We start from the raw sequence: 12104 nt of genomic DNA, 5'->3' as shown, positions 1-12104 counted from the left end.
TATTAATTTATTTTTATTGACAAACTTTTACATAACAGAATTTATATTGTTTATTTATTCTACAAGCTATTTTAGGAGGATATGTGTTTTGTGAGGCTTTATTTATTGGATAGTAAATAACATTTGATAAATAAAAAGGGGCTTATTGGCTTATTTTGTAGCATTGTTGTTAATTAAAATGCAGGTTTGAGGATAATAATTTTACATACTACGTGTTTTTATGGTTTTCAGTTTTTACGATCTGCATTTATTTAATTTTATTCGTAAAGGATCATTCTGTTGCGAATGAGTAATGGTAAGATAAAAAGATAACTATACTGGTAACACTTTTTGAGTGAGTAGTATTAACAGGTTGTAAAGAGGGTTTATGAGTAAGTCATTTGAATTAGTATGTCCATTTTCTCCCGCAGGGGACCAACCACAAGCGATAGAGCAGTTAGTCGAAGGGATTGAGTCTGGTCTTGCTTATCAAACGCTATTAGGGGTAACCGGTTCGGGTAAAACATTTACATTAGCCAATACTATTGCTCAATTGAATAAACCCACCTTGATCCTCGCGCCAAACAAAACCCTAGCGGCTCAATTGTATGGTGAAATGAAAGCGTTCTTCCCACATAACGCGGTGGAGTATTTTGTTTCTTATTATGATTATTATCAGCCGGAAGCCTATGTACCTAGCTCTGATTCTTTTATAGAAAAAGATGCTGCGGTAAATGCACATATAGAACAGATGCGGTTATCGGCTACTAAAGCCTTACTAGAGCGTAAAGATGTAGTGTTAGTTGCATCAGTGTCAGCTATTTATGGTTTAGGTGATCCACAATCTTATTTACAAATGATGTTACATATCAGTGTTGGAGAGATAATTTCAAGTCGTGATATTTTACAGCGATTAGTGGATATTCAATATACCCGTAATGAAACTGAGTTAAGTCGCGGTACATTTAGAGTACGAGGGGAAGTTGTTGATATTTTCCCTGCTGATTCAGAGAAACAAGCAATACGCATTGAGCTATTTGACGATGAGGTAGAAGGCATAAGTGTATTCGACCCACTCACCGGACAGCAGTTAGAAAAATTATCGCGCACCACAATTTTTCCTAAAACTCATTATGTGACTCCAAGAGAGCAAATCTTAAATGCTATTGAAGGTATTAAAGAAGAATTACAGGAACGTAAAAAAGAGTTCTTAGCGGAAAATAAATTAATAGAAGAGCAGCGCATTTCGCAGCGTACGTTATATGATTTAGAGATGATGAACGAGTTAGGTTATTGTTCAGGTATCGAAAACTATTCACGTTATCTGTCTAGTAGAGGGCAGGGCGAAGCGCCGCCTACCTTATTTGATTATTTACCTAAAGATGGCTTATTAATATTGGATGAAAGCCATGTTACTGTGCCGCAAATTGGCGCGATGTATAAAGGTGACCGGTCACGTAAAGAAAATCTAGTCAATTATGGGTTTCGGTTACCCTCTGCGTTAGATAATCGTCCTCTTAAATTTGAAGAATTTGAAAAGCTTGCTCCACAAACCATATATGTATCGGCAACACCGAGCGACTATGAAATAGATAAATCACAGGGTGATATTATCAGGCAGGTGATACGTCCGACTGGTTTATTGGACCCAATTATTGAAGTACGTCCGGTTAGTTCTCAGGTTGATGACCTACTATCTGAAATTAATATTCGCATTCCTAAAAGTGAACGAGTGTTGGTCACTACATTAACGAAACGTATGGCAGAGGATTTAACTGAATACTTAAATGAACACGGTATTAAAGTACGTTACCTGCATTCTGATGTAGATACCGTGGAGCGTGTGGAGATTATTCGTGATTTACGCCTAGGTATATTTGATGTGTTGATCGGTATTAACTTATTACGAGAAGGGCTAGACATTCCAGAGGTTTCTTTAGTGGCGATACTTGATGCAGATAAAGAAGGATTCTTACGTTCAGAGCGTTCGTTGATTCAAACCATGGGACGTGCAGCACGTAACCTTGAAGGTAAAGCCATTTTATATGCTGATAGAATTACTGACTCAATGAAAAAAGCGATTAAAACCACTGAAGATAGAAGAGAACTGCAAGATAACTTTAATAAAGAAAATGGCATATCACCGAAAGGGTTGTCGAAGTCAGTGGCCGATGTGATGCAACTAGGGCAAAACCCTCAACCAAAATCAACCATTACACCATTGAATAAAGTGGCTGAAACCGATGCGCCATATTCCGCTGATAAAGTGGTTCGTTCAGAGCAGGAAATTTTGAAAGAGATTGCTAAATTAGAAAAGCAAATGTTTGCCTTTGCAAAGGATTTAGAGTTTGAAAAAGCTGCTCAATTACGTGATCAAGTCTCTAAATTACACGAGCAACTTATTGCAACAGGATAAATAACTATTACTAATGAGGGGATCCGTTAAAATACTAGCTCGCTTTATATGGAAATAAAGTAAGTAGGTTATCAGTGGGATAAATTGTGTTGTTGTAACTAGGTATTAATAACTTGTATTTTTGAGTAGAAATCAAAGACAAAATTAAACTTTATCTTAATACTAAAGTACGATTACAGGCAAAATCCTTAAATTAAGCAATAATAATGAATAGTTAAAAAATTCAGCAATCTTAAAATGGAAAGTTAATGATTGATAACGAAGAATATGGATATCGCCGTACTACATTACGGGTTTTACTCGCCGTGACCATTTTTGCTGCAAGTTTTTTTGCGGTGAATAATTGGATAGCAGGTTTCCACCTTTTTGCTGTAATAGAAGGGGGTGTTGCCGCTTTTTGGTGTTGGATCTTGATTTTTGCTAAAAGTACAAAATACCTACAGCGATGGTCTTTTATTTATTTGTGTACTTTCTACTTTTTAGTGATTTACGGTATTTTGATCACCACTTTTAAAGCTGGATTATTTTCTTGGTTGTTCATTTTCCCTATTTTGTCTTATCTGTTACTAGGCATAAAAGCGGGCAGTTGGATCACTTTTATTAGTGTATCTGGTGGTTTAGCTGTTTTGGGGAACATGGTGTGGGTTGATAATCATGAGATGCATTGGATTGTTATGGGAAACGTTGGTTTTACACTCGCTGCTATCTGGTCAATGGTGTATGTTTATGAATCTAAACGCGAGTACATCTTTAATCATTTACGTGAGCAAGCAAGAAAAGACCCTCTCACCGGATTACTGAATGTAAAAGCATTAAACGATACCCTTGCTGACACTTTAAAAATAGCACAGCGACACTCATATCCAGTTACTTTAGTGTATATTGATATTAATGATTTTAAGCAAATTAATGATATGCAAGGGCATCAAAAAGGCAATGAAATTTTACTGGCTGTCGCACAGACAATTCAAGAGCTGACTAGAGTAGAGGATTATGCTTTTCGGTATGGTGGTGATGAGTTTTGTATTATTTTTCCCAACTGTGTACATGAGCAAGTGCGACAAACCTTTGGAGTACGTTTAATAGAACGGGTTAAGCTTAATTTAGATAATCTCACCATGAGTATCGGTTATGCGCAGACCGGGCCTAGTGATTTTTGTTTACCAGATACCCTGATCCATAGAGCAGATAAAAATATGTATGTGGTAAAATCTATTTTAAAATCAAGTGACTCTTTTCATGAGTGGCAAAGTGGCAACGAAACAGGGTAGCTAAGTGTTGCTTAAAAAATATAGAACAAAAGGAAGTAATATTAATATACAGCGATGAGCTTATATTGAATAAAGGTGAATCACCTAATATTACTTCCCTTGAATCATGCCAAAGGTAATACTGTAATGTCAATATTGCTTTCGATTAAAGTACAGGATGACCTTCTTTGTCTAACATTTCGATTAATGAAATAAGTGGCAGGCCGATTAAACTGTTCGGATCTTTACCTTCAAAGCGGCTAAATAAACTGATGCCAAACCCTTCGCTTTTAAAACTGCCTGCACAATTATACGGCTCTTCTTTGTTCAAGTAATTAGTGATCATTTGGTCTGATAACTCACGAAAATAAACATCGTAGGGTTCAACTAAAGACTGTACTTCGCCCGTTGCACTGTTCACTAAGGCTAAACCAGTGTAGAAGGTGACATGTTGACCACTAGCTGCTTTTAATTGTTTGAAGGCATTTTCAAAGTTACCGGGTTTACCTAAAATTTGACCATTGTTCAAACAAACTTGGTCTGAACCAATGATTAAAGCATTGGGAAAATCACTAGTGACAGCTTGTGCTTTTGCGATCGCCAGTCTTTCTACTAATTGAATGGCGGTTTCACCAGGCAGTTCATCTTCATTAACCTGTGGGTTAGCTGTGGAAAAGTCTACGTGTAGCTTTTCTAATAGCTGTTTACGAAACGGCGAAGTCGATGCTAATACTAGCTTTTGTGGCATAATGAATCCTAGTTATGTGTAAAAATAAGTTTATTTTAAGGACTGTGAAAGAATAAAGCGATAGTTGAATAAAAACTTAAGAAAAATAGCGGTTTTTCTTTGACTATATTGAACTCTATCTATATTATTCGCGACCATGCAAAAGGTTAAACTACCGATTAGCGTTGATTCTGTTCGCGCTGCTAATAATAGATTGGAGCTAAATGCTAGCCTCGACAAGTCTTTATTAAGCAGATTAAGAGAGTCAACAAACAGTATTCACTCTGATATCGACGTGCATTTTTCTTTTGAAGTAGATCAGCAAAGGTTGAGAATATTTCATGGGAAAGCAAGCGTCGCAGTAGAACTCACTTGTCAACGGTGCAATGAGCCTATGACTTATCAATGTGAAGCTGAATTTACGTATTGTCCTGTTCTGAATGAAGAGCAGGAAAATAATTTACCAGACGTTTATGAACCCATTTATTACGATGAAAATGGGGAGGTAAATCTTCACCAAATAGTTGAAGACGAGCTGTTATTAACACTTCCACAGATTGCAATGCATGCAATTGAGGATTGTCATTACAGTGACTACGAAAGTAGCTTCGGCGAAATTGAAGAAGAACAAGAACGTCCTAACCCATTTGATGCTCTAGCTCAGCTAAAGCTCAAGTAACAAGCAGGAATTTTTAAAATGGCAGTACAAAAAAGTCGTAAGACTCCTTCAAAACGCGGTATGCGTCGTTCACATGATGCACTAAGTGCACCTACTTTAACTGTTGACAGTACTTCTGGTGAAACTCACCGTCGTCATCACGTTACTGCTGACGGCTTCTACAAAGGCAAAAAAGTAATCGAAAAGTAAGTTATTACTTTGCGTAACTTTACTATTGCGCTTGATGCCATGGGGGGCGATTTTGGCCCCCATATTTCTTTACCTGCAAGCTATAAATCCTTACAACTCCATCCCAACTTATTCATCATAATTGTCGGTGATGAGCAGCAAATAAATCCCTTATTAAAAAAATATCATTTACTTGATCACGCTCGCGTTAAATTAGTGCATGCACCTGAAACCATATCAATGGAAGATGATCCTGTTTCAGTGTTACGTCATCGCTCACCCTCTTCAATGCTAATGGCACTACAATTAGTCGCTGATGGAGAAGCTGATGCATGTGTTAGTGCGGGAAATACTGGCGCATTAATGTTGCTTTCTAAGCATATATTAAAAACGCTTGAGGGGATTTCCAGACCAGCATTGGTTTCTGCTTTACCCAATAACCGTGGCGGACACAGTTATATGATGGATTTGGGGGCAAATTTACAATGTGGTTGTGATACTTTATTTAATTTTGCATTAATGGGAAGTGTGCTTTGCGAGAAGGTTGAACAAGTGAGTTCACCATCTATTTCCCTATTAAATGTAGGACGAGAAAGTAATAAAGGGAGCGATGAAATCAAACATTGCGCGAGTTTACTTAATGAAACTAAATATATTAATTATATCGGTTTTATTGAAGCAAATGAGCTGTTTGATAGCCCAGCGGATGTTGTAGTAACTGATGGATTTAGTGGCAATATCGCATTAAAAAGCTATGAAGGGATGGGACGCGTTTTTATAGCACAATTAAAAAAAGCCATGGATGCAACCTGGTATAGTCGTTTGCTTGGTAAGTTATTAAATCCATTGATAAAAAACCAATTAAAACATTTACATCCAGATCTGTATAATGGTGCCAGTTTGATAGGGTTACGTGGCATTGTTGTGAAAAGTCACGGTAGCGCAAATGTAGAAGCATTCACTTGTGCAATAGAACAAGCCATCAAAGAAATTCAATGGCAGATCCCAACGAGTATTAGCGAAAGGTTGGCATCTGTATTAGCAGAGCGAGATTGTTTATTACATGAATAGCAAAATTATAGGTACGGGTAGTTATTTACCAACAGCAGTACGCACCAATCAAGATTTAGAGAAGATGGTCGATACTAGTGATGAATGGATCACAGTACGCACCGGCATTAAAGAGCGTCGTATTGCAAGTGAACAAGAAACGATCGCGTTTATGGGCACAAAAGCTGGCGAGCAAGCGTTACAATCTGCTGGTTTAGCTGCAAGTGATTTGGATTTAATTGTTGTAGCGACAACAAGTAATCATAATGCCTTCCCTTCTGCTGCTTGTGAAGTTCAGAATCTATTGGGTATTTATGATATTCCTGCGTTTGACGTATCAGCCGCTTGTGCTGGTTTCACATACGCATTGAGTGTGGCAGATAATTTTATCAAATCAGGTAGCGCTAAGAATGTGCTAGTGATTGGTGCTGATGCATTAGCGGCAACCTGTGACCCAGAAGATCGTAGTACTATCATTTTGTTCGGTGATGGTGCCGGTGCCGTAGTGTTAACAGCAACTGAAGAAGTAGGTATTTTATCTACTCATATTAATGCCGATGGCCGTTTTGGTGACCTATTAAAGTTGCCTAATGTTGAACGTGGTAATGATCAAACATTAACTAATTCATACCTATCAATGGCTGGGAACGAAGTGTTTAAAGTAGCGGTGAAGAAACTGAGCCAAGTGGTGGTGGATACATTAGCTGCAAATAACATTGAGAAAGACAAGTTAGACTGGCTAGTTCCACATCAAGCCAATCAACGAATTATTGCTGCAACAGCTAAAAAACTAGGTATGTCTATGGATCAAGTTATTTTAACACTTGATAAACATGGGAATACCTCAGCTGCTTCAGTACCACTTGCCTTAGACGAAGGGGTAAAAAGTGGAAAAATTAAACCTGGCCAATTAGTGCTATTAGAAGCATTTGGTGGTGGTTTTACTTGGGGAAGTGCATTAGTTGTAATGTAACAACTGACACTCTTTAAAGTAACAATATAGACAAGCGATACATTGATGAGATCGTAAGAATAAATATTAGGAATTAAACATGACAAACTTTACATTTGCCTTTCCTGGCCAAGGTTCGCAAAGCTTAGGTATGCTCGCTGATTTAGCGGCAACTTACCCGGTTGTTGTTGATACATTTAAAGAAGCAAGTGAAGTACTAGGTTACGATCTTTGGGCGTTATGCCAAGATGGACCGGTAGAATCATTAAACCAAACTGATAAAACACAACCTGCTTTATTAGCTGCTTCTGTTGCTATTTGGCGTGTTTGGGCAGAGGTTGGTGGGGAAAAACCAACGATCATTGCTGGGCATAGTTTAGGTGAGTACTCAGCATTAGTATGTGCTGGTGTGATTGACTTTAAAGATGCACTTAAATTAGTTGAATTACGTGGCCAATTGATGCAACAAGCGGTTCCTGCAGGTGTTGGCGCAATGTATGCGATTATCGGTTTAGGTGATGCAGAAATTCAAGCGGCTTGTGAGCAAGCAGCGCAAGGAGAAGTGGTTTCTCCAGTAAACTTTAACTCACCAGGTCAAGTGGTTATTGCAGGTAACAAAGATGCCGTTGAGCGTGCTGGTGTGTTATGTAAAGAAGCAGGTGCTAAACGTGCCTTGCCATTACCAGTATCAGTACCTTCACATTGTGCATTAATGAAACCAGCTGCAGACCAGTTAGCTGTTGCATTACAAGACGTTACTTTTAATACGCCAAGCATTTCAGTCATTAATAATGTAGATGTTGCGATTGAAACAGATGCTGACAAAATTAAAGATGCGCTAGTGCGTCAACTATATTGTCCGGTTCGTTGGACTGATATAGTAGTTAAAATGGCTGAGCAAGGTATCGACTTACAAGTTGAAGCTGGCCCAGGTAAAGTATTAAGTGGTTTAGTTCGTCGTATCGACAAGAGCTTCACTGCACAAGCAATTAACGATACAGCAAGTTTAGCGGCTGCATTAGCTGCTGTTAAAGGAGAATAAGAATGAGTATGCAAGATCAAGTTGTTTTAGTAACAGGTGCAAGCCGTGGTATTGGCCGAGCAATTGCTGAAAGTTTTGTAGCATTAGGTGCAACTGTATTAGGAACAGCAACGAGCGAAAGTGGCGCTGCTGCAATCAGTGAATATTTAGGTGATGCTGGTAAAGGTTTTGTCTTAAACGTCACAGAAACAGAGTCTATTGAAGCATTATTTGCTGACATTAAGAAAGAGTTTGGTAGTGTGGATGTGTTAGTGAATAACGCAGGTATCACACGTGACAACCTATTGATGCGTATGAAAGATGCTGAGTGGGATGACATCATTGGCACTAACTTAACGCCTATCTTTAAATTGAGTAAAGCTGCACTTCGTCCAATGATGAAAAAGCGTGCTGGTCGCATTATTAATGTAGGTTCTGTAGTCGGTACAATGGGTAATGCTGGTCAAACTAACTATGCAGCTGCTAAAGCTGGTGTAATTGGTTTTACTAAATCATTAGCACGTGAAGTTGCAAGCCGTGGTATTACTGTTAATACAGTTGCACCTGGTTTCATTGAAACAGATATGACGAAAGCATTAAACGAAGAGCAACGCGCAGCTACTTTAGCAAATGTGCCTGCTGGTCGTTTAGGTGATCCAAAAGAGATTGCTGCTACTGTTGTATTTTTAGCCTCTGAAGGTGCTGCTTACATTAACGGTGAAACAATTCACGTTAATGGCGGCATGTACATGGTTTAATTTTTTGCCTAACTTTGTTGAGCAAATAAGCAATTAACTCAAAAAGATAGATATTCTATTAATTTATTGATTAAAATCTTAAAATACTGGTCTAACCAGTGATAGAATACTTGAATATTAAACGCGATAGAATAAACTACCGCAACTTAACGCAAATGCGTAATTACATAGGAAGATAAAAAATGAGCAATATCGAAGAACGCGTAAAGAACATCATCGTTGAGCAATTAGGTGTTCAACTAGACGAAGTTAAAAACGAAGCTTCTTTCGTTGACGATCTTGGTGCTGATTCACTAGACACAGTTGAGCTTGTAATGGCTCTAGAAGAAGAATTTGATACAGAGATCCCAGATGACGAAGCAGAGAAAATCACTACTGTTCAATCTGCGATTGATTACGTTGTTAACAACGGTTAATTTCTCACTATAAGTGTAGAAATATCTAAAGGCGGTCTTGTGACCGCCTTTTGTCTATTTAAACATTAATAATTTGACCTTAAATAATAGCTAAGTATTTTAAAACACCAATCATACAAATCCCGTGTTCTATATTCCTGGTTAAAGTGACTTGTTTTTTGTTGTAAGTTTAGTAAAAGAGACATCATTACATTAACTTACGTCACAAATTCAGCCATTTTTTCATCAGTGTCATATTAGAAACACGAAATTAATATACATTGGTATAAAAATTTTTAGTTATTATTTTTATAGCTTTATTTTAGGAGAGTCTAGTGTCAAAGCGTCGCGTTGTAGTAACCGGTTTAGGGATCATCTCACCAGTAGGTAATACGGTTGAGCAATCATGGCAGGCTATTCAATCTGGTCAAAGTGGGATTTCAAATATTGAACACTTTGATACTGAAAAGTTTTCCACTAAATTCGCTGGTCTAGTTAAAGACTTTAACGTCGAAGAGTATATGCCAAAGAAAGAAGCACGCAAAATGGATCTATTTATCCAATACGGTGTGGCCGCTTCTGAACAAGCATTACAAGATTCTGGCTTAGAAATTACAGAAGAAAATGCAGAGAGAATCGGTGTTGCAATCGGCTCTGGTATCGGTGGTCTAGGCATTATCGAACAAAACAAAGATAATTATAACAAAACAGGACCACGTAAAATCAGTCCTTTCTTTGTACCTGCAACTATTATCAATATGATCTCTGGTCATGTTTCAATCAACAAAGGCCTGAAAGGTCCAAACATCGCCGTAACAACTGCTTGTACTACAGGTACACACAGCATTGGTTTAGGTGCGCGTATGATCCAACATGGTGATGCGGATGTTATGTTTGTTGGTGGTGCAGAAAAAGCATCAACTGAAATGGGAATGGGTGGCTTCGGTGCTGCACGTGCACTTTCTACACGTAATGATTCACCAGAAACAGCCAGTCGCCCATGGGATGAATCTCGTGACGGTTTTGTATTAGGTGATGGTGCAGGCGTATTAATTATCGAAGAATATGAGCACGCGAAAGCACGTGGTGCAAAAATCTATGCTGAAATGGTTGGTTTTGGTATGAGTGGTGATGCTTACCACATGACGTCACCACCAGAAAGTGGCGCAGGTGCAGCATTATCAATGAAAAATGCAATCCGTGATGCAGGTATCGATGCTTCTGATATTCAGTACATCAATGCACATGGTACGTCTACACCAGCTGGTGACATTGCTGAAACTCAAGCAGTGAAAAGCATTTGGGGTGAGGCAGCAAATTCAGTGATGATGAGCTCAACTAAATCAATGACGGGTCACTTATTAGGTGCTGCTGGTGCAATCGAAGCTATCTTCAGTGTGCTAGCCCTGAAAGATCAAGTTGCTCCACCAACGATTAACCTTAAAAACCCAAGTGAAGGCTGTGATTTAGATTACGTAACAGACGGTAAAGCACGTCCTGCAAATATTGAATATGCACTGTCAAACTCATTTGGTTTTGGTGGCACTAACGGTACGTTAATTTTTAAACGTATCTAGTACTATTGCTAATGATATGAATCAGCCACTTGTAGTTGCTGATCTTAAAAACCCGATACGCAAGTTCGGGTTTTTTTATGTCCAAAAATTGTGTCCGCAAAAGGGATATTTCAATTTTAATAATAGCAATTATGGGTAGACATACAGCTAATGCTGCACTTTTTTGCAGAATTTATAATCTAAAATAATGTATTTTAGTAATGAATAATATTCCGCTATTTAGCGTGATGGGGATTATTTCCGATCTGCTATTTAGTGAACAAGGGATTATGCGTATAATCCTTTATTCAACTTTACATTGGATGAGTAACGTCATGTTAATTAACGGTATTGTCAGTCAAACTATTGATGCTGCTGATCGTGGTTTAGCTTATGGTGATGGGGTATTTTCTACCATCAAAATTGCACACGGTGAAGTAATTGATTGGTCATTGCATTTACAACGACTTAAAGATGGTGCAGTGCGTTTATTTTTCCCTGATATTGATTGGGAGTTGTTACAAACAGAAGTATTTAACAGTGCGCAATCAGTTGCTGCATACCCTCAACATGTATTAAAAGTGATGTTGACCAGAGGCAGTGGTGGTCGAGGCTATAGTGCAAGTGGCTGTGAGCAAGTGGTGCGGATTATCAGCTTGTCAGCTTTTCCCGAGCAGTATCTTACTTGGCAACAAACAGGCATCGCCATAGTACAGTGCCAGAGTCAATTAGGGCGCAACCAACAATTAGCTGGTTTAAAGTCCTTAGCACGATTAGAGCAAGTCTTTATCAAACAAGAACTACTTAAATTGAATGCTGTTGAAGGGTTAGTTTGCGATGAATTCGGCCATATCATCGAAGCCTGTAGCGCCAATGTTTTTATTTACCTAGCAGGTCAATGGATCACTCCAAAGCTTAATTATAGTGGTGTCGCTGGAGTGATGAGAGCCCGTATTTTACAGCTGCAAAATATCAATGTGATTGAGAAAGAGATCACCTTAGCAGACATTAATCAAGCAACATGCCTGTGTTTAACTAATGCACTTATGGGCGTTGTTGCAGTCAAACAATATCAAGATAGACATTATTCAGTAGAGCAACTTAAACCTGTTACTGAATTACAAACATTGCTTAAGCAAGGAAGTTAATTTAT

At 38.3% G+C, this 12104-nt stretch carries 12 protein-coding genes; 11 read left to right on the top strand and 1 reads right to left on the bottom strand.

Going from position 1 to position 12104, the window contains the following annotated elements; all coding sequences use genetic code 11:
• The first annotated feature begins 367 nt into the window (after window positions 1–367).
• On the top strand, window positions 368–2395 hold the full coding sequence (uvrB, locus tag OW492_RS03465) for an excinuclease ABC subunit UvrB (RefSeq protein ID WP_290038463.1): 2028 nt from the start codon (window positions 368–370) through the stop codon (window positions 2393–2395).
• Window positions 2396–2643: 248 nt separating this feature from the next.
• On the top strand, window positions 2644–3666 hold the full coding sequence (locus OW492_RS03460) for a GGDEF domain-containing protein (RefSeq protein WP_290038461.1): 1023 nt from the start codon (window positions 2644–2646) through the stop codon (window positions 3664–3666).
• A gap of 145 nt (window positions 3667–3811) precedes the next feature.
• On the opposite strand, the gene OW492_RS03455 is transcribed toward OW492_RS03460, so the two are convergent.
• Window positions 3812–4393 (bottom strand): Maf family protein, encoded by a 582-nt coding sequence (locus OW492_RS03455; protein ID WP_290038460.1) that lies wholly within the window; start codon window positions 4391–4393, stop codon window positions 3812–3814.
• Between the two features lie 136 nt (window positions 4394–4529).
• Between OW492_RS03455 and yceD the strand changes: the two genes are divergently transcribed.
• The 9 genes from yceD to pabC all read left to right on the top strand — a co-directional run bounded on the left by yceD (window position 4530) and on the right by pabC (window position 12099).
• Window positions 4530–5051 (top strand): 23S rRNA accumulation protein YceD, encoded by a 522-nt coding sequence (gene yceD / locus OW492_RS03450; protein WP_290038457.1) that lies wholly within the window; start codon window positions 4530–4532, stop codon window positions 5049–5051.
• Between the two features lie 18 nt (window positions 5052–5069).
• Window positions 5070–5240 (top strand): 50S ribosomal protein L32, encoded by a 171-nt coding sequence (rpmF, locus tag OW492_RS03445; protein WP_025562454.1) that lies wholly within the window; start codon window positions 5070–5072, stop codon window positions 5238–5240.
• Between the two features lie 9 nt (window positions 5241–5249).
• Window positions 5250–6290: a phosphate acyltransferase PlsX gene (gene plsX / locus OW492_RS03440; RefSeq protein WP_290038454.1), complete on the top strand. Its 1041-nt coding sequence runs from the start codon at window positions 5250–5252 to the stop codon at window positions 6288–6290.
• A complete protein-coding gene (locus OW492_RS03435; RefSeq protein WP_290038452.1) occupies window positions 6283–7242 on the top strand; it encodes a beta-ketoacyl-ACP synthase III in 960 nt (319 codons plus the stop codon). Before plsX ends, OW492_RS03435 begins: the two co-directional genes overlap by 8 nt.
• 79 nt (window positions 7243–7321) lie before the next feature.
• Window positions 7322–8263, top strand: a complete 942-nt coding sequence (gene fabD / locus OW492_RS03430) for an ACP S-malonyltransferase (protein WP_290038450.1) — start codon at window positions 7322–7324, stop codon at window positions 8261–8263.
• Between the two features lie 2 nt (window positions 8264–8265).
• On the top strand, window positions 8266–9000 hold the full coding sequence (gene fabG, locus OW492_RS03425) for a 3-oxoacyl-ACP reductase FabG (protein ID WP_290038448.1): 735 nt from the start codon (window positions 8266–8268) through the stop codon (window positions 8998–9000).
• A 182-nt stretch (window positions 9001–9182) separates the two neighbouring features.
• Entirely contained in the window at window positions 9183–9416 is a 234-nt protein-coding gene (gene acpP, locus OW492_RS03420) for an acyl carrier protein (protein WP_025562459.1), read from the top strand.
• Between the two features lie 314 nt (window positions 9417–9730).
• Entirely contained in the window at window positions 9731–10972 is a 1242-nt protein-coding gene (fabF, locus tag OW492_RS03415; protein WP_290038445.1) for a beta-ketoacyl-ACP synthase II, read from the top strand.
• 200 nt (window positions 10973–11172) lie between these two features.
• Entirely contained in the window at window positions 11173–12099 is a 927-nt protein-coding gene (gene pabC, locus OW492_RS03410; RefSeq protein ID WP_290038444.1) for an aminodeoxychorismate lyase, read from the top strand.
• Window positions 12100–12104 lie beyond the last annotated feature (5 nt).

Origin of the sequence: Psychromonas sp. 14N.309.X.WAT.B.A12, assembly GCF_030397575.1 — a bacterium.
In the GTDB taxonomy this organism is placed as follows: domain Bacteria; phylum Pseudomonadota; class Gammaproteobacteria; order Enterobacterales; family Psychromonadaceae; genus Psychromonas.
The sequence above is the reverse complement of the archived record's forward strand: the minus strand, read 5'-3'. Positions and strand labels throughout refer to the sequence as shown.

Excerpts from the sequence above, each read along its gene's own strand:
- uvrB (WP_290038463.1), top strand. The coding sequence starts at position 368 with ATGAGTAAGTCATTTGAATTAGTATGTCCATTTTCTCCCGCAGGGGAC.
- OW492_RS03460 (WP_290038461.1), top strand. The coding sequence starts at position 2,644 with ATGATTGATAACGAAGAATATGGATATCGCCGTACTACATTACGGGTT.
- OW492_RS03455 (WP_290038460.1), bottom strand. The coding sequence starts at position 4,393 with ATGCCACAAAAGCTAGTATTAGCATCGACTTCGCCGTTTCGTAAACAG.
- yceD (WP_290038457.1), top strand. The coding sequence starts at position 4,530 with ATGCAAAAGGTTAAACTACCGATTAGCGTTGATTCTGTTCGCGCTGCT.
- rpmF (WP_025562454.1), top strand. The coding sequence starts at position 5,070 with ATGGCAGTACAAAAAAGTCGTAAGACTCCTTCAAAACGCGGTATGCGT.
- OW492_RS03435 (WP_290038452.1), top strand. The coding sequence starts at position 6,283 with ATGAATAGCAAAATTATAGGTACGGGTAGTTATTTACCAACAGCAGTA.
- fabD (WP_290038450.1), top strand. The coding sequence starts at position 7,322 with ATGACAAACTTTACATTTGCCTTTCCTGGCCAAGGTTCGCAAAGCTTA.
- fabG (WP_290038448.1), top strand. The coding sequence starts at position 8,266 with ATGAGTATGCAAGATCAAGTTGTTTTAGTAACAGGTGCAAGCCGTGGT.
- acpP (WP_025562459.1), top strand. The coding sequence starts at position 9,183 with ATGAGCAATATCGAAGAACGCGTAAAGAACATCATCGTTGAGCAATTA.
- pabC (WP_290038444.1), top strand. The coding sequence starts at position 11,173 with ATGAATAATATTCCGCTATTTAGCGTGATGGGGATTATTTCCGATCTG.